We start from the raw sequence: 21,096 nt of genomic DNA, 5'->3' as shown, positions 1-21,096 counted from the left end.
AAGGTCATCGATTTTTACTGACCTGAGGATATACCGTTGAAACGCCGTCTGTTTATTGCTGTTTCTTTACTCGCTTCGAGTATTTCATCCGCGCTGGCTGCCGAGCCGCTGGATTTTTCACCTCAGCCGCCTGCCATCCAGGCAGGATCCTGGGTATTGATGGATTACACCACGGGTCAAATCTTAACGGCGGGCAACGAACATCAGCAGCGTAATCCGGCGAGCCTGACCAAACTGATGACGGGGTACGTTGTCGATCGTGCCATTGATAGCCACCGCATCAGCCCCGATGACATTGTGACGGTCGGACGTGACGCCTGGGCAAAAGGCAATCCGGTCTTTGACGGTTCGTCTCTGATGTTTCTGAAGCAGGGCGATCGGGTTTCTGTGCGCGATCTCAGCCGCGGCCTGATTGTTGATTCCGGCAATGACGCCTGCGTGGCGCTGGCGGATCACGTGGCGGGCGGTCAGCCGCAGTTCGTCAGGATGATGAATGACTACGTTGAAAAGCTGAACCTGCGCGATACCCACTTCGAAACCGTACACGGGCTGGATGCACCGGGTCAGCACAGCTCCGCTTACGATCTCGCCGTGCTTTCCCGCGCCATCATCCACGGCGAGCCTGAGTTCTACCACATGTACAGCGAGAAGAGTCTGACCTGGAACGGCATCACTCAGCAGAACCGCAACGGCCTGCTGTGGGATAAGACCATGAACGTGGATGGTCTGAAAACGGGACACACCTCGGGCGCGGGCTTTAACCTGATCGCCTCTGCGGTGGATGGTCAGCGTCGACTGATTGCGGTGGTGATGGGGGCAGACAGCCCGAAAGGACGTGAAGATCAGGCGCGCAAGCTGCTCCACTGGGGACAGCAAAATTTCGATACGGTGCAGATCCTGCATAACGGCAAAAAAGTGGGAACCGAACGCATCTGGTATGGCGATAAAGAGCAGATCGCGCTGGGCACGGATCAGGATTTCTGGCTGGCATTACCCAAAACGGAAGTGCCGAACATCAAGGCGAAATATGTAATGGATAAAAAAGAGCTGGAAGCGCCGATCGCCGCGCATCAGCGGGTAGGGGAGATCCAGCTGTACGATCGTGACAAGGTGGTAGCGCACTGGCCATTGGTTACGCTGGAGCGCGTTGAAAAGGGCGGCCTTTTCTCCCGCCTCGGCGATTATCTGCATCATAAACTCTAACCTTTTCGGGCAGACTGGCAGTGTTGCGAGTCTGCTCACATAATAAACACTCCTGGTTTGCCGATAATCTCGATTCTGCTTTATAGTGTATATATATACAGTAATAAACGGAGGCAGCATGGACTACAGCATCAGGCAGCAACAGAAACGTACGATCGCTGGCTTTCATCTCGTGGGGCCGTGGGAAAAGACGGTCAAGCAGGGATTTGAACAGCTGGTTATGTGGGTAGATGGACGTCATATTCAGCCGCAGGAGTGGGTGGCCGTTTATTATGACAATCCGGATGACGTGCCGGCGGAAAAGCTTCGCTGCGTTACCGCCGTAACGGTAGCGGACGATTTCACTATCCCTGATAACAGCGAAGGGGTAATGCTGACCGAAATTGCTGCCGGAGAGTATGCTATTGCTGCCGCGCGCGTCGAAAATCATGATTTCGCCACCCCGTGGTATCAGTTCTTCAACTCCCTGCTGGAAGACAGCAAATTCCAGATTGCGCCAAAACCCTGCTTCGAACGCTATCTGAACGATGGCAATGCTGACGGCTACTGGGATATTGAGATGTTTGTACCGGTAGAGCACAAAGTGGGATAATCCTGCGAAACGCAGGGTTTTTCAGCCGGGCGCGATCCACCCGGCTGAAAACACAGTACAATTGTGGTTTGCCGTAGAGCTGGAGACGGGTGTGCGCCCCGACAAGTCATTAACCCCTTTTGAAATTCGGTTATACAAACATTATCGCGTGGTGCATGGTTGCCGCATTGCGCTGGCGTTTGTGCTGACCTTCGTACTGGTTCGTTTGCTGGATATCCCGGAAGGAACGTGGCCGCTGATCACGCTGGTGGTGGTGATGGGGCCGATCTCATTCTGGGGGAACGTGGTCCCTCGCGCTTTCGAACGCATAGGCGGTACCGTTTTAGGCTCGGCACTTGGGCTTATCGCCCTGAAGCTGGAGCTAATTTCATTTCCGTTCATGTTGCTGTGGTGCGCGGTGGCGATGTTTCTTTGCGGATGGCTGGCCCTCGGCAAGAAACCGTATCAGGCGCTGCTGATTGGCATTACGCTCGCCGTTGTGGTCGGCGCACCGGCGGGCGATATGACCACCGCATTGTGGCGAAGCGGGGACGTGATCCTCGGCTCGTTGCTCGCCATGCTGTTTACCGGCATCTGGCCGCAGCGCGCCTTCCTGCACTGGCGCATTCAGATGGCAAACTACGTCACGGCATTTAACCGGGTCTACCAGGCCGGGTTTTCGCCGAATCTGATTGAGCGTCCGCGGCTGGAAAAGCACCTGCAAAAAATCCTTAATGATGTGGTCAAAATGCGCGGGTTAATTACCCCGGCAAGCAAAGAGACGCATATCCAGAAAGCCATTTTTGAAGCCATTCAAACGGTCAGCCGTAATCTGGTCTGTATGCTTGAACTGCAAATCAATGCCCACTGGGCCTCACGCCCCAGCCATCTTCTGATGCTCAACGCGCATACGCTGAAAGAGACGCAGCAGATGACGCAACAAACCCTGCTGACCATCGCTCATGCACTTTACGAAGGTAACCCACAGCCGATACGGGCGAACAGCGAGCGGCTGAATGACATCGTCATCGAGCTCAAACAGCTGATGAATGAGCGTCAGGGCGACAATGTGTCGGAAACGCCCATCCACGGCTATGTCTGGCTGAGTATGGAGCTGGCGCGACAGCTGGAGTTGTTATCGCAGCTGATTTGCCGGGCACTGCGCAAATAAAAAGCGTATGTGATGCCTGCTGCTTCGATTCAGCAACAATTAGGGTTATGATGGTTTTAAACGATATACTCATTGTCATTCGCAGCCGCTGTCTGTTAAAACGGTTGCTTTAACGAATCCGAATCTCACATTATCAGGGGTGTAAAAATGGAAACTACCAAGCCTTCGTTCCAGGATGTTCTGGAGTTCGTCCGCCTGTTCCGCCGCAAAAACAAGCTACAGCGCGAAATCCAGGACGTAGAGAAGAAGATCCGTGACAACCAGAAACGTGTCCTGCTGCTGGACAACCTGAGCGACTACATCAAGCCAGGTATGAGCGTTGAAGCCATTCAGGGCATCATCGCCAGCATGAAGAGCGATTATGAAGATCGCGTTGATGACTACATCATCAAAAACGCTGAGCTGTCCAAAGAGCGTCGCGACATCTCCAAAAAGCTGAAAGTGATGGGCGAAATCAAAAACGCCGACGCTAAAGGCGAGTAATCGCACACTCTGTTGCCCGGTGGCGCTGCGCTTACCGGGCCTACAGGACCCTAGGTCGGGTAAGCGCAGCGCCACCCGACAATTTTACTGAACGCAGAAAAGCAAAAAGCCTGCTTAAAAGCAGGCTTTTTTAATTTGGCTCCTCTGACTGGACTCGAACCAGTGACATACGGATTAACAGTCCGCCGTTCTACCGACTGAACTACAGAGGAATCGTTGTGGAGGCTTATCTTAGCGGCGAAAAAACTTTTGTCAAACCTGATCTCAGGCAAAAGTGATTGTTTGATGATTCTGTCGTCATTTTGTTGTAAATCCAAACATAATTTTATGGAAAATACTTTGCAGGATACACATTTCTGCCCCATCATTTGAAATGGAGTTTCAACTTTCTCGTTAAGGCCCATTTTGAACGTCACCGCACCCCTGCGCCAGGCGATTATGCGCACGCCCTGGTATGCAAAACGTAAGAGTTATCGAGTTCTGTTCTGGCGTGAAATCACCCCCCTTGCTGTGCCTATTTTCCTGGAGAATACCTGCGTCCTGTTGATGGGGGTGTTAAGCACCTTCCTGGTGAGCTGGCTCGGTAAAGAAGCCATGGCCGGGGTAGGGCTGGCGGACAGTTTCAACATGGTTGTGATGTCCTTCTTTGCCGCTATCGATCTCGGTACAACGGTAGTGGTGGCGTTTAGTCTTGGAAAACTCGATCCAAAACGCGCCCGGGATGCGGCCAGACAGTCGCTGATGATCATGACCCTCTTTTCGATCATCCTGGCGGCGGTTATCCATTATTACGGCAAAGAAATTATCGACATCGTCGCGGGTGAAGCGACAGGTGAAGTGAAGGATCTGGCGCTCACCTATCTGGAAATGACGGTGCTGAGCTATCCGGCGGCTGCCATCGCGCTGATTGGTAGCGGTGCGCTTCGTGGCGCAGGGAATACCAAAATTCCGCTGTTAATAAACGGCGGCATGAACATCCTGAACATCATTATCAGCAGTGTTTTGATTTACGGCGTCTTTTCCTGGGAGGGGCTGGGCTTTGTCGGCGCGGGATTAGGGCTGACCATTTCCCGTTATATTGGTGCGGCGGCGATAATCGGCGTACTGATGGCGGGAATTACGCCATCGCTGCGCCTGACGCTGAAAAGCTATTTCCGTCCGCTTAACTTCGCCATTATCTGGGAAGTGATGGGGATCGGTATTCCGGCCAGCATCGAATCCGTGTTGTTTAACGGTGGGAAACTGCTGACGCAGATGTTTGTTGCCGGGATGGGAACAGACGTCATCGCCGGCAACTTTATTGCTTTCTCCATCGCCTCGCTCATTAACCTGCCCGGAAACGCACTGGGATCGGCGTCGACGATCATCACCGGCAGACGCCTCGGAAAGGGGCAGATAGGGCAGGCGGAACGGCAGCTTCGGCATGTCTTCTGGCTTTCAACCATTGGACTGACGGCGATTGCGTGGGGAACTGCGCCTTTTGCCGGGCTAATGGCCTCGTTCTATACGCACGAAAATGACGTGAAAGAGGTCGTGAAGGTGCTGATTTGGCTCAACGCGGCGTTTATGCCAATTTGGGCCGCGTCCTGGGTACTTCCTGCCGGGCTGAAAGGGGCGCGCGATGCCCGGTTTGCGATGTGGGTCTCCATGCTCGGCATGTGGGGCTGCCGCGTCGTGGCGGGCTACACGCTGGGGGTAATGTTAGGTATGGGCGTTGTCGGCGTCTGGCTGGGGATGTTCCTTGACTGGGCCGTGCGCGGGGCGCTGTTCTACTGGCGCATGGTGAGCGGACGCTGGCTGTGGAAATATCCGCGAAAAAAACCGGAGCAGGAGGTTTCGGAAACGGCAAGTGCCTGACAAATGTGCGAAGTGGAGAATAAATCGGCAAACGATTGAAAATCTGCATTCACCCTTTGACATCCTCAGGGCGCATCGATAATATGCGCCCCGTTCACACGATTCCTCTGTAGTTCAGTCGGTAGAACGGCGGACTGTTAATCCGTATGTCACTGGTTCGAGTCCAGTCAGAGGAGCCAAATTTGAAAAGCCTGCTTTTAAGCAGGCTTTTTGCTTTTCTGCGTTCAGTAAAATTGTCGGGTGGCGCTCCGCTTACCCGACCTACAAAAACATCGAATCGTAGGCCGGGTAAGGCGAAGCCACCACCCGGCAAAAGCCGCACTACCGGTTCACACGTATTGGCGCCGTTGCCTCCACCAGCCACGGCCGCGCATCGCTGTCCACCCGGGGTGAAAGCGCCTCTCGTACCTGCTGGTGGTACTCATCCAGCCACTGTTTTTCTGACTCGCTCAACAGATGCAGCTCCACCTGGCTTAAATCGATTGGGATCAGCGTCAGCGAGGCAAACTTACAAAATCCCGGACGGCTTTCGACAATCTCCACCTGGTTTTCAATGCGAATACCGTGGCTATCGCCCAGGTAGTAACCCGGCTCAATGGTCATAATATTGCCCGCCACCAGCGGCCACGGGTTGACCTTTTGCGCAAAACGGTGCGGGTTCTCGTGGATCAGAAGCTGATGCCCTACGCCATGCCCGGTGCCGTGGTCGTAATCCAGTCCCAACTCCCACAGCGGACGGCGCGCAAAGGCATCCAGCTGGTGCCCCTGAGTGCCGGACGGGAACTGAAGGGTAATCAGCGACAGGAAGCCTTTAAGCACTGCGGTGTAGTGCAAACGCTGCTGTGGATCGACCTTTCCCCAGGCCAGGGTACGCGTCGCGTCCGTGGTGCCGTTGCGGTACTGCCCCCCGGAATCATTCAGGTAAAAGTGGTCGTGGCCGATGGGCTTGTTGCTGGCCTCGCTTGAGTGGTAATGGCACATCGCCGCGTTACTCGCGGAAGCGGAAATGGTGGCGAAACTCGGCTCGACAAAGCCAGGCTGTTGCAGGCGGAACGCAAGCTGTTTCGCCTGCACGTCAAGCTCGGTCAGCGGCATTCCCGACGCGGCCCGCTGAGGAACTTCCCGGCTCAGCCAGGCCAGGAAATTCACCCATGCCGCACCGTCCTGGTGATGACATTCACGATAGCCCGCCAGCTCCACCGGGTTTTTCGTAGCTTTCATCAGGGTGATCGGGTCGGTCTGCCAGATAATTTCCCCCTGAGGTTCAACCGCAAAGCGTAACGCCACCGGTGCGGAATCGGGATCGATCATGACCCGCTTACCCTGCGCAAGCTGCCTACAGCGCGGGATAAAGGCTTCCTGAGGCGCAATCGTGAAGGCGTTCCGCACGGCATCCGGCAGCGCATTCAGCTTGCTGTCATCCACAAACCATTCCACCGCACCCTCGCGGCTCAGCAGGGCAAACGACAGAGGCACCGGGCAAAAGGGGATATCTGAGCCCCGCACGTTCAGCAGCCAGGCGATATTGTCCGGCAGGGTAACGGCCAGATAATCCGCGCGGTGCTCTGCCAGCACGGCGGCGGCGCGCTGGCGTTTGGCGGCGCTGCTTTCGCCGCTGATGTCTACAGGCATCTCGCGGATAAGCCTTGCGGGGGCGGCAGGGCGGTCAACCCAGAGGGTATCGAACGGAGAGCGCGCGAGCGGTACCAATTCGCACGGCGTGGCCGAGAGCCGCGTAAACTCTGCATTGGTCATCAGCAGCGCATCAAAGCCGATGCGCGTGCCGGCCGCAACGTTTTTCGCCAGCCACTCGGCCAGCGGCTCGTTGTGCAGATGGTGGATCTCCACCTCGTCGAGATTGACCTGTACGCGGGCCTGAATCTGATAGCGTCCGTCAACAAACAGCAGCGCTCTGTCTTTCAGTACCAGCGCAAGCCCCGCCGAGCCGTCAAAGCCCGTCAGCCAGGCCAGCTTTGCATCATACGGTGCGCAAGATTCGCTCTGCCAGGCATCGGCGCGCGGCACAATCATCCCGTCGAGCTGATTGTCCTGTAGCCACTGGCGCAGGGCCGTAAGCGGTGATGTGGTGTGCATATTGTGTCCTTAGTATCACCTAAACGGTGGCTCATTGAAGGTGCGCAGCTTACGGGAATGCAGTTTGTCGCCCTCTGCACGCAGTAAATCGATGGCGCGAATTCCAATCTGAAGGTGCTCTGAGATCGCCCCTTCGTAGAAACGGTTCGCCTGACCCGGCAGTTTGATCTCGCCGTGCAGCGGTTTATCGGACACGCACAGCAGCGTGCCGTACGGGACGCGGAAGCGGTAGCCCTGCGCAGCAATGGTGGCGCTTTCCATATCGATCGCGACCGCACGGCTGAGATTGAAACGCAGAGCGGAGGCGGAATAGCGAAGCTCCCAGTTACGATCGTCGGTGGTGACGACCGTACCGGTACGCAGGCGCTGCTTCACCTCTTCACCCGGCATGCCGCTCACCTCTTTGGTGGCGTCGTACAGGGCGCGCTGCACTTCCGCAATACTCGGGATAGGAATGTCCGGCGGCAGAACCGCGTCAAGGACATGGTCGTCACGCAGATAAGCGTGGGCGAGGACATAATCACCAATCAGCTGGCTTTCACGCAGGCCGCCGCAGTGGCCGATCATCAGCCAGACGTCCGGGCGCAGAACCGCCAGATGGTCGCAGATGGTTTTCGCATTCGATGGGCCAACGCCGATGTTAATCAACGTAATGCCCTGACCGTCGGCGGTAACCAGGTGCCAGGCGGGCATCTGGTGCTTTTTCCACGCCAGGTCGGAGATGGCCTCTTCCGGTGCTTCGGTTTCGGCAGTGATCCAGATCCCGCCCGCGCAGGAGAGAGCGATGTAAGGGCTGTCCGGGTCAAGGATCTGGCTACAGCCCCAGCGGACAAATTCGTCTACATAGCGGGTGTAGTTGGTAAACAGTACGAACGGCTGGAAATGTTCGGCTGGGGTGCCGGTGTAGTGGCGCAGGCGTGCCAGCGAAAAATCGACACGGCGGGCATCAAAGTGCGACAGCGGTGAAAACTCTGCCGGGTGATAGATCCCGTCCGCCGTCTCATCGCCAATCTGCGACAGCTCAGTGGTCGGGAAATGGCGGGTCAGCCCCGCGCTCATGGAGCGATCCAGCGTCAGCGCTGAGCCGTCTATCACGTACGGGTAAGGGATCTCGTGCAGGGACGGTTCAACGCTGATATGCGCGCCGTAATCCTGATACAGCAGGGTAAGCTGCTCTTCCAGGTAGGGGCGGAACAGCGCAGGACGCGTGATGGTCGTGCTGTAACAGCCGGAGTGGGTGAAACGCGCATAGGCGCGGGTTTTCGGATTGCTGCTGGCGCTGCCGTCCCAGGTGACAGAGAGCGATGGATAAACAAAAAGGCCCTGGGTTCTGGCCTTTTCATCGGGAAGTTTCCCTGTTTCGATATAGTCACTGATGGCGCTGCGCAGTGCATTGACGGACTGTTCATACAGCGCGTCGAGTTTTTCCAGCGCCTGAGCCGGGGTCAGGCTGGAGCCCTTATTATTCATGTCTGTCTCCTTGTTCCACAGGTGTGCGGCTATACCCGATAGTATGTCACACGCCTGTGAAACAAAAGTGAGGAGATCAGCTGTGCGCGGTTTCCTTCATCAACAGGGCGGTGGCAGCAGAAAGCAGGCAACCTGCCAGCAGATAAATCGCCACGCTATGCCAGTTCCCGCCGGAGAACGTCACCAGCGCGGCGGCGATAAACGGCGTAAACCCGCCGCCGACCACGCTCGCCACCTGATATCCCACGCCCGCGCCGCTGTAGCGGTAGCTTGCGCCAAACAGCTCGGTAAACATCGGCTGCTGCACGCAGACCACCATATCGTGAGCGATGTTCGCGAGCATGATCGCGAAGAAGACAATCCAGAAGACCGACTGGGCCTCCAGCGCCATAAAGAACGGCCAGGCGCTGAGTGTGCCGATAAGCGCCCCGGTGATATACACCCGTCGACGGCCAAAGCGATCCGCCAGCCAGGCGAAGCAGGGGATGGTCAGGCAGCTGATCCCGCCCACCACCAGGCCAATGTTCAGGAACAATTCCCGCGGCAGGCCGAGGTTTTGCGTGGAGTAGTTGAGGGCGAAGGCGGTGACGATATACATCGTCAGCAGTTCGCACAGGCGCAGGGCGATAATTTTCAGAAAAGCGCCAGGGTGCTGCACCAGCGCTTCCATCACCGGCAGCCGTTTTTTCGCGACCGGTTTTTCGCGTTGCTGCTGCTCAAACTCAGCCGACTCTTCCATGCCGTTACGGATCCACAGGGCCACCACGACCAGCACAATGCTGAAGATAAACGGAATACGCCAGCCCCAGCTCAGGAACTGCTCGTCTGTCGTGAGCTGGCTTATGAGCGACACCAGGCCCGTGGAGAGCAGCAGACCCACGCCATAACCTACCTGCACGCCGCTGCTGTAGAACGCTTTCTTATTCTTCGGCGCGCTTTCCACGGACAGCAGTGCCGCGCCGCCCCATTCGCCGCCGACGGCAAAGCCCTGAATGGCGCGAAGCGTCACCAGCAACACCGGGGCCCACCAGCCAATCGATGCAAAGGAGGGCAAAATACCGATCAACGCGGTGGCAATGCCCATCATCCAGACGGTGAGCATCAGCATGCGCTTACGGCCAAGGCGATCGCCGAAGTGGCCGAAAATTATCCCGCCCAGCGGACGAAACAGAAAACCGACGCCGAAGGTGGCAAACGCAGCAAGCGTGCCCATGGCGGGGCTGATCTGAGGAAAGAATTCACGGTTAAAGACCAGCGCAGCGGTAATACCGTAGAGCAGAAAGTCATACCAGTCGACGACGGCGCCTGCGAAGCTACCTAAAGCGGCGCGGCGGGCGCGGTTAAGCGAAGGTGTCTCCTCGTTGCGGCGAGCGGAGATGAGGGTGGAGTCCATAGTTGTCCTGTCTGTACTGATTTTTAATTATTGGTATAAGAAAAGGTCACTCACGTTGCAGCCGTCATATTGACGGAACGTATGAGACTACCGCGACAGACGGCCTGAGAAAACGTTTTTATCTTTCCTGAAAGCGCAGAATCAATAAATTTCATCTTATCGGGTCCCAATATAAATCAGCCTGTTTGGCTCCGGTTAGGGCTGAATGGTTTACAGTAATAATGATCGCTGTGTGACGTAAGCTGAGGGAATAACGATGCAACGCCTCTTTCCTGCACTCTGGGTAGTCCTGTTTTTGGTGGCTTCGCCGCTGCATGCGGAGCCAAAAGTCTACGGCGAACAGCGCATCCACCGCTGGTGGGATGCGGTAACAGACGATATTTCCCAGACCTGGGAGCAGCCGGATCGTTACGATCTCTACCTGCCGTTTCTGAGCTGGCATGCCCGCTTTATGTATGACAAAGAGAAAACGGATAACTACAACGAAATGCCGTGGGGCGGCGGACTGGGCGTTTCTCGCTACAACGACGAGGGCAACTGGAGCGCGCTCTTTGCCATGATGTTTAAAGATTCACATAACGAGTGGCAGCCCGCGATGGGCTACGGCTGGGAAAAGGGCTGGTATCTGGATAACGCAAAAGATTTCCGTCTGGGGCTGGGGGCCGCCGCGGGGATCACCGCGCGCGACGACTTTGCCAACTATGTCCCGCTGCCGTTTATCTTCCCGCTTTTCTCTGCCGGATATAAGCGCGTCACCGTCCAGTTCACCTATATTCCCGGAACCTACAACAACGGCAACGTGCTGTTTGCCTGGCTGCGCCTGGGCTTTTAAAGTGTGATCACTTTTTTGGCCACTGCGTTGGACAGGATCAGCAGCGAAAACAGGACCGACGTAACAAAGGTGAGCACAATCAGAGCAAGTTTGGTGCTCAGGGACGTTACCGGAATGAGCGCCGTCAGCAGGTGAAACACCGAGTAGTGCATGATATAGACCCCGGTCATCGTTTTGCTAATGGCGGCCAGCACGGACTCTTTAAACTCCGCATTGCGGCGAAAACGTACGCCGTTGGCCGCAATCACCAGGGCAATAATCAGGATGTAGATTTGCGATCCGGTGAGGATAAAGGCGTTTCTGTCCGCTTTAAATAGCGCAAAAAAGAAATGCCGTTCGTAAAACCACGTGAAGAGATAGATAAACGGTATGGCAATCACCGCTGCCCTGACCACATTTTTGCGGCCGATCCACGCCGCAATCTGCGGATCGCAAAAGAGCTGCCCCGTCAGATAAAACAGCAGCCACGTCCACAGGCGATACTGCGGCGACAATGAAAGCACGTGGACATCAGGATAGAGGGCTGACAGCAAATCGTACCCGTATGAGAAAAGCAGCAGGGTGGCAATCACCCCGCAAAACAGCGTTCGCCGCTGGCTGAGCCACTCCACCGCCGGATGAAAAGTGTAAATCACGACAAACGCGAACACGAACCAGGGCTGGATCAGATATCCGCGCTGATAGGGCTCCCACAGGTAGTAAATGGTTACCCAGAACAGAAAGACGATCACCAGGCTTTTGATCTTATCCAGCTGCCAGCGCGTGCCGTGTCGGGATTGCCCATCCAGATACCCTGCAACCACAAAAAACAACGGCGTGGCGATGGTCGAAATGAAGGTTAAAAAACCGAGGATCCAGTGATAGTCATAATCGTAATGGTCCCAGGTGTTGTAGATGGTGAAGAAGGTGACCGCCGTCATACAGCCCAGCGTCTTGATGATGTTCAGCCCTGTCGCATTCATTGTTGTTCAGCTTCGTCCTTACGATGAAAACACGCGTAAATTACGGGGAGTACCAGCAGCGTCAGGATTGTAGCAAACCCAAGCCCAAACATAATCACAACGGCCATGCTCTGGAAGAACACATCCAGCAGCAGGGGGGCGAGGCCAAGCACGGTCGTAAAGGCGGTGAGCAGGATGGGACGCAGGCGCGACGTGGCGGCGTAAACGATCGCACTGTGCTGATCCTGCTGCGCTTTCTGCTGCTCAATCTCTTCCACCAGCACAATGCCGTTGCGGATCAGCATCCCGCTCAGGCTCAGCAGGCCAATCAGTGCCATAAAGCCAAAGGGGATCCCGGTAAGTAAAAAACCGGGCGTAACGCCGATCAGCGCCAGCGGCACGGTCAGCCAGATAGCGACGGCGTTTTTCACCGAACTGAACATCAGCACCGTGATCACAAACATCACCAGATACCCGAGCGGCAGCGTGGTAAATAGCCCCTGCTGCGCTTCGCTGGAGTTCTCCGCGTCCCCGCCCCATTCGATGCTGTAGCCGTGGGGCAGAGGCAGGGCATCTATTTGCGGCTTCACGCGGGCGAGAATATCGCCGGACGTTTGCTGGCTTAGCGGGTCAGGGTCGGTCTGCACGGTCAGCACGCGCGAGCGGTCGCGACGCAGGATCAGCGGATCTTCCCACTCCAGCGCGAAGCCGCTGACGACGTTGCTCAGCGGAATATACTGCTGACGGGTCTGGCTCCATACCAGGACGTTATTCAGGTGATTGGCGTCCAGCCGTTCACTTTCCGGCGGGCGCACCACCACGGGTAACAGGTCGCTTCCTTCTCTGTACAGTCCCGCCCGGCTGCCGGAGAAATTCATCTCCAGGGCGTTATCGACGTCTTGCTTATCCACGCCAAGCTCACGTCCCAGCGCGGTGACGTACTGCGGGCGGATCACTTTGCTGCGGTTTTGCCAGTCGTTCCTGACGCTGTCCGTCGCCGGATCGCGCGTAAGAATACTGTCTACATGGCTGGCGATCAGACGCAGCCTGTCCGGATCGGGGCCCTTAATACGTATTTCAATGGCGCTGTCACCGGAGGGGCCAAACATCACCCGTTTCGTGCTGGCGTTAACCTGCGGGTAGTTCCGTGCAATGTACTCATCAACGTGGCGGGTCAGGGCGGGGATGTTACGCTGGTCGTCCATTCTCACCATGATTTGTGCATAGTTGCTGTACTGCCGCTGTCCGCTGTAGGTCAAAATAAATCGCATACTTCCCTGACCAATCGTCGAGACCGTAGTTTCCACACCAGGCTGGCCGTTAATGGTTTTCTCGATATCGCCGGTCATCTTCTCGGTCCAGTTAATGTCGGTCCCGTAAGGGAGCCAGAGATCGACAAAGAAAATTGGCGTACTGGATGAGGGGAAGAAGTTCTGCCGCACCGAGCCAAAGCCCCAGATGGCGGCAGCCAGCAGCGCGGCCATCACCATCAGCGTTGGCGCTTTACGCCGTAACAGCGCGTTGAGCACCGCCTGGTAGATCCGATAGATGCGTTTGTCGTAGGGATCCGTTTCGTCGGCGTCTGGCGGTGCAGCGTCATGTTTAAACAGCCACCATTTAATCAGCACCGGCGTAATGGTGAGGGCTGAGAACCAGCTCAGCATCAGCGAAATCAGCAATACCTGAAACAGCGACTTACAGTATTCGCCGGTGGAATCCTGTGACAGCCCGACGGGCGCAAAAGCCAGGATGGCGATGACCGTCGCACCCAGCAGCGGCAGCGCAGAGCGGCGAATAATCGCGTTAATGGCGTTAAGCAGGGGTGAGCCCTGCTGCCGGGCTATCAGTACCCCTTCGACAACCACGATGGCGTTATCGACCAGCATACTGAGGGCGATGATCAGCGCCCCCAGTGAAATACGCTGTAGTTCTATGCCCCAGAGATACATGATCAGCAGCGTGCCCAGCACGTTGAGCGCGAGGGAAAAGGCGATAATGAGCCCGCTGCGTAAGCCCATAAAGATCAGCAACACACCGACGACAATCGCCAGCGCCATCAGGAAATTAATGATAAATCCGTTGACGGAATGCCCGACCTCCGCCGCCTGATCGTAAAACAGGTCGATATGGATACCTGCCGGTTTCTCGGCTGACATCTGCTCAAGCTTCGCCTCCAGGGCATGTCCCACGTCGATCACGTTAACGCCGGGTATAAAGGAGACGCCCATGGTGACGGCTTTTCTGCCGTTGGCATGGTAGATGCTGGCAGGGGACGCATCCAGCCCGCGTGACAGGGTGGCAATATCCCGTAAACGGGTAGCCGCCCCAACGCCGGGCGGGGTCACTATGAGATCGGCCAGCTCGTCAATACTTTCGAATTCACCTGTAGGATGCAGACGAATTGACTCTGTACCGGAGGTGATCTCTCCTGCGCTGGAAACCACGTTCAGCCTGCTGAGCTGGGCAGAAAGCTGGTTAAGCGTAATCCCGCGCGCGGCCATTTTGCTCAGAGAAATGTCCACGTTAATCTGCTGGGTGAGGGCTCCGCCGATGGCCACTTTGCCCACGCCCGGCACGAGGACCAACTCCCGGCGCAGCTGCTCGGCATACCGCACCAGTTCCGGATTGCTGAATTCATCGCCGGAAATGGCAAAGAAAAAGCCGAACACATCGCCAAAATCGTCATTCACAAACGGGGTCACTACCCCCGGTGGAAACTGTCGAGCGGCATCTCCCACCCGGCGACGCAGTTCATCCCAGATTTGCGGCAGCGCATTTGAGTGGTAGCGCGAGGCTATATTGACCGTGATCTGCGACAGGCCGCTGGAGGAGATGGAGCTGACGTTATCCAGGTAAGGTAACTGCTGAAGCGCGTTTTCCAGCGGCAGGGTGACCTCTTCCTCAACCTGCTGCGCCGACGCGCCCGGATAATGAGTGATTACCACCGCCGTTTTGATGGTAAACGCCGGATCTTCCAGTCTGCCGATGTTCAACAGGGCAATAATGCCACCTACGCCCAGCAGCAGAATAGTCAGCCAGACGCGAACCGGGTTGCTGATAAACTGACGAGAGATATCCATTACAGTCCCCGTTCACGCGTCCAGATACGTACCGGCTGGTTGGGATGTAACTCCCCAACGCCTGCGGCCACCACGCGTTCACCCGCCTTAAGCCCACCGACGATGACGACCCCCTCAGCGCTGACTTGCCCGACGCTGACCTTACGATCTTCCAGGTGCAACGTATCGCCTTCGCCCGTCACCACCCAGACGTGTGGCTCATTGCGCGGGCGGTTATCCGGGTTAAAGACCGCTTCAACCGGCACCACCAGCGCCTCACTGCCCACGCCCGCCGGTAGGTTGGTTAAATTGATGGTGACCGTTCCGCTGACGCCGCCCACGACGGGAAAATCATCCGGGCGGGGCATGGTTAAAATCACCTGCCAGGTCAATGTGTTGCTGTCGCTACTGCCTGAGTGCTCTTTGTACACAGCGGTAAACTCGCGACCGGGCAGGGCGTTGATCCTCACTACCGGTTTGTACTGCGCATTGCGGATATCGAAGGTGTTAAACAGGTTCTCTGGAAGGCTGAACACCACGTCCAGCAGGTCGGTACGGGTCAGGGTGACGACGGGCTGGCCGGCTGAGACGACCTGATGATTTCGCACATGTACGCTGGCCGCTGTCCCGCTAAAGGGGGCGACGAGCGTCATCTGGCTTAATTCCTCGCGAGCAATCTGTAGCGCGGCGTTTGCAGAATCGCGGTTTGCGCGCTGGACATCCATCTCGGCCTTCGACACGGCCTGGCGTCCTGCCAGGGTCTGGAAGCGGTCGAATTGCCGCTGAGCCAGGGTCGCCGCCGTTTGCCTGTCGTTCAGACGCTGCCGGGCTTCGCGATCGTTAAGACTGGCGAGCCGTTGCCCCTGTTTGACAACGGCACCCTGGCGAATGTCCAGGGTCTCAATCTGCCCGGCACGTTTGAACGCGAGATCGGTGGCGTCGCCGGATTCGATACGCGCGGGAAATACGCGCTGCTGCGCGTTGCCGGCCTTCACCACCTCTGCGACTTTTACCATTTTTGGCAGGGGCGCGGCGCGGTCGGGTTTGGGGTCGCACGCCGTCAGCAGCAATAAAACAGCAGGCAGAAGAGAGAGGTAGCGCTTCACAGTATTCCCCTGATAATAATTGTTTTATTTATTTCATCATCAATGCTGGGGTGGCGCTATTCCGCCAGGGCCGAGACGACCACATAGGTAAATAAACCGATTGCTGTGCTGGCGATAATGGCAAGCGCAATAAACAAACCAAGGCGAATCAGGCTTAAACCGTACATGCATTCCTCCATGAGGTTGAAGGTGGCGCGGGATAATGAGAATGAACGTGTTGCATGTCTGACTATGAGCATAGTCGGTGAATAAATAAATGTTAAATAACCATTATTAGTGGCGTGACATACTCAGGCGAAACAAGCGATACGATAGCGTATCCCCTTTGAATAACATCCTGATATTCCTGTGCTACGTTTAATAGCATCCATTCCTTTTTTCCGTAAAAGGCATTCACGCCTGTACCCATGGGTTTGATGCGATCTCTCCTGATTCACTCACTGTTGTGTTGGTTATAAAAAGGATGCTTGATATGTATAAAACGATTCTGGTGCCGGTGGATGTATACGAAACAGCGTTGTCTGATAAAGCGCTACAGCATGCCCAATTCCTGGCGCAAAGCGCATCGGGTAATGTCCATCTGCTGTACGTTATGCCAAAGTTCTCGGCGGAACTGACCCGCGGTTTTATTGCAGACGCGAGAAAGATGGATGAATATATGATTAATAATGCTAAAGAAAAACTGGCCGCGCTGGTAAAAAAAATCAGCCTGCCGGAAGCAAATGTCCATCTACATGTTCGCAGCGGGAATATACGTGATGAGGTAATCAAACTGGCGGATGAACTTAACGTCGGCGCGATTATTGTGGGGTCGCGCAATCCCAATATTCAAACCCATTTATTAGGGTCAGAGGCGGCGAGTATCGTTCGTTATGCACATGTTCCTGTTTTCGTTATTCGTTAATGACATGAAAGCAAGGTGATTTCTGAAAAGAACCCGAGGAAGGAACGATGATAACAGAAAAGCCTCACCATCCGTATTATCAACAGACCGTTGATGAAACCCTGACAAATATCCAATCCAGCCTGGACGGACTTACCAGTGCAGAAGCCACCGCCAGACTGGAAAAATACGGTGAAAATGCCTTACCGCAAAAACCGGGTAAACCTGGCTGGCTGCGCTTTCTGGCCCATTTCAACGATGTCCTTATTTACGTCCTACTGGCGGCGGCGCTGCTGAAGCTGATAATGGGACACTGGGTGGATATGTTTGTCATTCTTGGGGTGGCCATCATCAACGCCCTGATTGGACATATTCAGGAGAGCAATGCGGAGAAATCGCTGCAAAGCATTCGTAATATGCTCTCCAGCGAGGCTGTGGTCATCCGGCAGGGCAACCATGAAACTATCCCGACGACAGCGCTGGTGCCGGGAGATATCGTGGTGATACGCGCCGGGGATCGCATTCCTGCCGACCTTCGCGTAATAGAGGCGCACAACCTGCGGGTGGAAGAAGCTATTCTTACCGGCGAATCCACGGTAGTGGAGAAAAGCAGCGATGCGCTCCACGGGGAGTTGCCGTTAGGCGACCGTTACAACCTGCTTTATTCTGGCACCACCGTCAGCTCCGGCGGGGGAAAAGGGCTGGTGGTGGCGACCGGGGGGGAGACCGAACTCGGCCATATCAACCAGATGATGTCGGACATTGAAAAACACCGTACCCCGTTGATGGTGCAAATGGACAAGCTCGGCAAGACCATTTTTATCACCATTCTGGTGATGATGCTGGCGCTGTTCGTTTTCAGTCTTATCTTCCGTGATATGCCCGTATCAGAGCTGGTGCTGTCGCTGATTAGCCTTGCGGTGGCGGCGGTGCCGGAAGGTTTACCGGCCATTATCTCTATCATCCTCTCGCTGGGCGTGCAGGCGATGGCGCGTCGCAAGGCGATTATTCGCAAGCTGCCTACCGTGGAAACGCTGGGGGCGATGACAGTGATCTGCTCGGATAAAACCGGCACCCTGACCATGAATGAGATGACGGTAAAAGCGGTGATTACCGCGGACACCACCTACCGCGTGGAGGGAGACAGCTACGAGCCGGTGGGCAATATTCACCCTGTTGACGATCCAACACCGGTAACCGTGACCCAGGGGTCTGTGCTGGAGCGCTATCTGCGCACCGTCGATCTCTGTAATGACAGCCAGCTGATCAAAGATGAGCAGGGGCTGTGGAAAATCACCGGCGGGCCTACCGAAGGCGCGCTGAAGGTGCTGGCGGCAAAAATCCCGCTTCCGCCAATTGACGGCGAATTGCGCAGTAAAATCCCATTCGATTCGCAATATAAATACATGTCCACCCTTTATCGCCTGGGCGACGAAGAGGTGATGTTAATCACCGGTGCGCCGGACGTCCTTTTCCGTCTTTGCCAGCACCAGCAGACTCAAAACGGGCTGGAGCCATTCAACCTGCACTATTGGGAAGAGAAGATTGAAGAGTATGCGCGCGAAGGATTGCGCATGGTGGCTGCGGCCTGGAAACCGGCTGCCAGCGGGCAGCGCGAGCTGACGCATGCGGATCTGCAAGAGGGGGTCATACTGCTCGGCATTGCGGGCATGATGGATCCCCCGCGCCCGGAAGCCATTTCGGCCATTGCCGACTGCTTGCAGGCGGGCATTCGCGTGAAAATGATTACCGGGGATCATCCACAAACGGCGATGAGCATTGGTCAGATGCTGGGTATTGGCAACGCGGCGAGCGCCATTACCGGGCGCGAACTGGAGGCGATGGACGACCACCAGCTGAGCGAGGCGGCGCAAAAATACGATATCTTTGCCCGAACCAGCCCGGAAGATAAATTCCGTCTGGTGCAGGCGCTGCAAAGTAAGCAGGAAGTGGTCGGGATGACCGGGGACGGCGTGAACGATGCGCCTGCGCTGAAGCGGGCGGATGTCGGCATCGCGATGGGGATCAAAGGTACTGAAGTCACCAAAGAAGCCGCCGATATGGTGTTAACGGATGATAACTTTGCCACCATTGCCCGGGCGGTCCATGAAGGGCGTCGGGTCTACGACAACCTGAAAAAGACCATTCTGTTCGTTATCCCGAGCAACATCGCCCAGGCCCTGCTGATCATTATTGCCCTGCTGGCGGGGAACCTGATCCCGTTAACACCGGTACTGATCCTGTGGATGAACATGGCAACCTCGGCAACGCTGTCGTTTGGTCTGGCGTTTGAAGCGGGTGAGAAGGACATCATGAACCGGCCGCCGCGTAAGTCTAACCTGCACGTGATGGACGGTTACGCCATCTGGCGCGTGGTGTTTGTCGGCCTGATGATTGCCATCAGCGCCTTTGTGCTGGAGGCCTGGCTGCAACCGCGCGGTTACTCGGCGGAGTTCATCCGCACCGTGTTGCTGCAAACGCTGGTCACTGCCCAGTGGTTTTACATGCTCAACTGCCGCGTCACCGACGGCTTCTCCCTGAGTAAAGGTCTGCTGGCTAACAAGGGCATATGGATGGTGAGCGGCGTACTTCTGGCCCTTCAGCTTCTGATCGTCTATGCGCCGTTTATGCAGATGTTGTTCGGTACCGAAGCGCTGCCGTTCCGCTACTGGATCATTACCTTCCTGATCGGGTTCGCAATGTTCATGATTGTTGAAGCGGAAAAAGTCCTTACCCGGAGATGGCGCACGACGAAAGGATAACTGAATGAGTAGGCTAAGCCTGCCCACCGGCAGGCTTTCTCTTTGACCGAGTACAGAACACTATGATTCGATTTGCCGCGTTCGTTTTTACGCTTTGTATACTGGTTCCCGCTGCATCTGCTGTAACCTACCCACTCCCTCCCGAGGGGAGCCGCCTGGTGGGAGCGCCGATAACTGTCACCGTACCTGAAGGCAATACCCTGCCGCTCGAAGCGTTTGCAGCGCAGCACGGGCAAGGGTTAAGCAATATGCTGGAAGCTAACCCGGGGGTAGATCCGTTTTTACCACGTGCCGGTACAGCGCTGGTGGTGCCGCAGCAGCTTATTCTGCCGCCAACCGTGCGTGAAGGGATTGTGGTGAACGTCGCGGAAATGCGTCTTTACTATTATCCACCCGGCAGCAACACGGTTGAGGTGCTGCCTATTGGCATTGGTCAGGCCGGGCGCGAAACGCCGCGTAACTGGGTAACCGCCGTTGAGCGCAAGCAGGAAGGCCCAACCTGGTCACCCACACCAAACACGCGACGCGCTTACGCGAAAGAGGGGAAAACGTTGCCCGCGTTCGTGCCCGCCGGGCCGGATAACCCGATGGGGCTGTATGCCCTTTATATCGGCAGGCTGTACGCGATCCACGGTACCAACTCAAATTTCGGCATTGGCCTGCGCGTCAGCCAGGGCTGCATTCGCCTGCGTAATAACGATATCAAATACCTGTTCGATAACGTTTCGGTGGGGACGCGGGTACAGCTTATCGATCAGCCCGTAAAAGTGACCACCGAGCCGGATGGTAGCCGCTGGGTAGAGGTTCACGAGCCGCTTTCACGCAATCGCGCGGAATTTGAATCAACCCGAAAAGTGCCGCTGCCCATTTCGGCCGCGCAAAGTACGCAGCTGATAAGTGAAGGGGCGGGCGCTGAGCTGGAACGGCGGTCGGGGATGCCGGTGAGGCTTGCAATGCCCGGTGGCGTTGCGCTTTCCGGGCCTACAGGACCGTAGGTCGGATAAGCGGAGCGCCACCCGACAAAATTACCAAACGCAGAAAAGCAAAAAGCCTGCTTCAAAAGCAGGCTTTTCAAATTTGGCTCCTCTGACTGGACTCGAACCAGTGACATACGGATTAACAGTCCGCCGTTCTACCGACTGAACTACAGAGGAATCGTGTGAACGGGGCGCATATTATCGACCTGCGTACGCCTTGTCAAAGGATGGATCGCCGACTTTAGACTGTTTGCTGACAAAAACAGCAAACTGACGTTTTTACCAACGTAATGC

At 56.0% G+C, this 21,096-nt stretch carries 14 protein-coding genes, 3 tRNA genes and 1 pseudogene; 10 read left to right on the top strand and 8 right to left on the bottom strand.

Annotation, left to right across the window (positions count from 1 at the left end; all coding sequences use genetic code 11):
* Positions 1–30 precede the first annotated feature (30 nt).
* From dacD to ACQG03_RS13850, 4 genes are all read left to right on the top strand, one after another.
* Positions 31–1,203 carry a serine-type D-Ala-D-Ala carboxypeptidase DacD gene (gene dacD / locus ACQG03_RS13865; protein ID WP_139153368.1) on the top strand — a complete coding sequence of 391 codons (1,173 nt, stop codon included), beginning with the start codon at positions 31–33 and terminating at the stop codon, positions 1,201–1,203.
* A gap of 118 nt (positions 1,204–1,321) precedes the next feature.
* Positions 1,322–1,795: a DNA gyrase inhibitor SbmC gene (gene sbmC, locus ACQG03_RS13860; RefSeq protein WP_022648599.1), complete on the top strand. Its 474-nt coding sequence runs from the start codon at positions 1,322–1,324 to the stop codon at positions 1,793–1,795.
* 91 nt (positions 1,796–1,886) lie between these two features.
* Positions 1,887–2,945 (top strand): FUSC family protein, encoded by a 1,059-nt coding sequence (locus ACQG03_RS13855; RefSeq protein WP_022648598.1) that lies wholly within the window; start codon positions 1,887–1,889, stop codon positions 2,943–2,945.
* A gap of 147 nt (positions 2,946–3,092) precedes the next feature.
* On the top strand, positions 3,093–3,428 hold the full coding sequence (locus tag ACQG03_RS13850; protein ID WP_063162906.1) for a DUF496 family protein: 336 nt from the start codon (positions 3,093–3,095) through the stop codon (positions 3,426–3,428).
* A gap of 136 nt (positions 3,429–3,564) precedes the next feature.
* Here the strand turns inward: ACQG03_RS13850 and ACQG03_RS13845 are convergent.
* A tRNA-Asn gene (locus ACQG03_RS13845) sits at positions 3,565–3,640 on the bottom strand.
* Positions 3,641–3,801: 161 nt separating this feature from the next.
* Between ACQG03_RS13845 and emmdR the strand changes: the two are divergent.
* Positions 3,802–5,285, top strand: a pseudogene (gene emmdR, locus ACQG03_RS13840) (multidrug efflux MATE transporter EmmdR).
* Between the two features lie 103 nt (positions 5,286–5,388).
* Positions 5,389–5,464 (top strand) — tRNA-Asn (locus tag ACQG03_RS13835).
* Positions 5,465–5,606: 142 nt separating this feature from the next.
* Here the strand turns inward: ACQG03_RS13835 and ACQG03_RS13830 are convergent.
* From ACQG03_RS13830 to shiA, 3 genes are all read right to left on the bottom strand, one after another.
* A complete protein-coding gene (locus ACQG03_RS13830) occupies positions 5,607–7,379 on the bottom strand; it encodes an aminopeptidase P family protein (protein ID WP_058677948.1) in 1,773 nt (590 codons plus the stop codon).
* Between the two features lie 15 nt (positions 7,380–7,394).
* On the bottom strand, positions 7,395–8,849 hold the full coding sequence (locus ACQG03_RS13825; RefSeq protein WP_022648595.1) for an AMP nucleosidase: 1,455 nt from the start codon (positions 8,847–8,849) through the stop codon (positions 7,395–7,397).
* A gap of 76 nt (positions 8,850–8,925) precedes the next feature.
* Positions 8,926–10,242 carry a shikimate transporter gene (gene shiA / locus ACQG03_RS13820; RefSeq protein WP_022648594.1) on the bottom strand — a complete coding sequence of 439 codons (1,317 nt, stop codon included), beginning with the start codon at positions 10,240–10,242 and terminating at the stop codon, positions 8,926–8,928.
* 256 nt (positions 10,243–10,498) lie between these two features.
* Between shiA and pagP the strand changes: the two genes are divergently transcribed.
* Entirely contained in the window at positions 10,499–11,074 is a 576-nt protein-coding gene (gene pagP, locus ACQG03_RS13815; RefSeq protein WP_023300518.1) for a lipid IV(A) palmitoyltransferase PagP, read from the top strand.
* On the opposite strand, the gene ACQG03_RS13810 is transcribed toward pagP, so the two are convergent.
* Genes ACQG03_RS13810 through ACQG03_RS13800 form a run of 3 tightly spaced genes read right to left on the bottom strand, consistent with a single transcriptional unit; the run spans position 11,071 to position 16,180 of the window.
* On the bottom strand, positions 11,071–11,994 hold the full coding sequence (locus ACQG03_RS13810; protein ID WP_161956935.1) for an acyltransferase: 924 nt from the start codon (positions 11,992–11,994) through the stop codon (positions 11,071–11,073). The two genes, pagP and ACQG03_RS13810, sit on opposite strands and share 4 nt — an antisense overlap.
* 38 nt (positions 11,995–12,032) lie before the next feature.
* Positions 12,033–15,095 carry an efflux RND transporter permease subunit gene (locus tag ACQG03_RS13805; RefSeq protein WP_063162907.1) on the bottom strand — a complete coding sequence of 1,021 codons (3,063 nt, stop codon included), beginning with the start codon at positions 15,093–15,095 and terminating at the stop codon, positions 12,033–12,035.
* Positions 15,095–16,180: an efflux RND transporter periplasmic adaptor subunit gene (locus ACQG03_RS13800; protein WP_022648590.1), complete on the bottom strand. Its 1,086-nt coding sequence runs from the start codon at positions 16,178–16,180 to the stop codon at positions 15,095–15,097. Before ACQG03_RS13800 ends, ACQG03_RS13805 begins: the two co-directional genes overlap by 1 nt.
* 472 nt (positions 16,181–16,652) lie before the next feature.
* Between ACQG03_RS13800 and ACQG03_RS13795 the strand changes: the two genes are divergently transcribed.
* The 3 genes from ACQG03_RS13795 to ldtA all read left to right on the top strand — a co-directional run bounded on the left by ACQG03_RS13795 (position 16,653) and on the right by ldtA (position 20,820).
* Positions 16,653–17,084 carry a universal stress protein gene (locus ACQG03_RS13795; RefSeq protein WP_023300514.1) on the top strand — a complete coding sequence of 144 codons (432 nt, stop codon included), beginning with the start codon at positions 16,653–16,655 and terminating at the stop codon, positions 17,082–17,084.
* 47 nt (positions 17,085–17,131) lie between these two features.
* On the top strand, positions 17,132–19,825 hold the full coding sequence (locus tag ACQG03_RS13790; RefSeq protein WP_063162908.1) for a cation-transporting P-type ATPase: 2,694 nt from the start codon (positions 17,132–17,134) through the stop codon (positions 19,823–19,825).
* Between the two features lie 62 nt (positions 19,826–19,887).
* Positions 19,888–20,820, top strand: coding sequence for a L,D-transpeptidase (ldtA, locus tag ACQG03_RS13785; RefSeq protein ID WP_063162909.1), 933 nt, complete (start codon positions 19,888–19,890; stop codon positions 20,818–20,820).
* 83 nt (positions 20,821–20,903) lie between these two features.
* Here ldtA and ACQG03_RS13780 read toward each other — a convergent pair.
* Positions 20,904–20,979: transfer RNA gene (locus ACQG03_RS13780), tRNA-Asn, on the bottom strand.
* Positions 20,980–21,096 lie beyond the last annotated feature (117 nt).

Source organism: Enterobacter cloacae complex sp. 342H5, from assembly GCF_050030905.1.
Lineage (GTDB): Bacteria > Pseudomonadota > Gammaproteobacteria > Enterobacterales > Enterobacteriaceae > Enterobacter > Enterobacter intestinihominis.
The sequence above is the reverse complement of the archived record's forward strand: the minus strand, read 5'-3'. Positions and strand labels throughout refer to the sequence as shown.

Coding starts and splice junctions, on each gene's coding strand:
- ACQG03_RS13850 (WP_063162906.1), top strand. CDS start 3,093: ATGGAAACTACCAAGCCTTCGTTCCAGGATGTTCTGGAGTTCGTCCGC.
- ACQG03_RS13830 (WP_058677948.1), bottom strand. CDS start 7,379: ATGCACACCACATCACCGCTTACGGCCCTGCGCCAGTGGCTACAGGAC.
- ACQG03_RS13805 (WP_063162907.1), bottom strand. CDS start 15,095: ATGGATATCTCTCGTCAGTTTATCAGCAACCCGGTTCGCGTCTGGCTG.
- ACQG03_RS13825 (WP_022648595.1), bottom strand. CDS start 8,849: ATGAATAATAAGGGCTCCAGCCTGACCCCGGCTCAGGCGCTGGAAAAA.
- pagP (WP_023300518.1), top strand. CDS start 10,499: ATGCAACGCCTCTTTCCTGCACTCTGGGTAGTCCTGTTTTTGGTGGCT.
- ACQG03_RS13795 (WP_023300514.1), top strand. CDS start 16,653: ATGTATAAAACGATTCTGGTGCCGGTGGATGTATACGAAACAGCGTTG.
- ACQG03_RS13790 (WP_063162908.1), top strand. CDS start 17,132: ATGATAACAGAAAAGCCTCACCATCCGTATTATCAACAGACCGTTGAT.
- ldtA (WP_063162909.1), top strand. CDS start 19,888: ATGATTCGATTTGCCGCGTTCGTTTTTACGCTTTGTATACTGGTTCCC.
- sbmC (WP_022648599.1), top strand. CDS start 1,322: ATGGACTACAGCATCAGGCAGCAACAGAAACGTACGATCGCTGGCTTT.
- ACQG03_RS13810 (WP_161956935.1), bottom strand. CDS start 11,994: ATGACGGCGGTCACCTTCTTCACCATCTACAACACCTGGGACCATTAC.
- shiA (WP_022648594.1), bottom strand. CDS start 10,242: ATGGACTCCACCCTCATCTCCGCTCGCCGCAACGAGGAGACACCTTCG.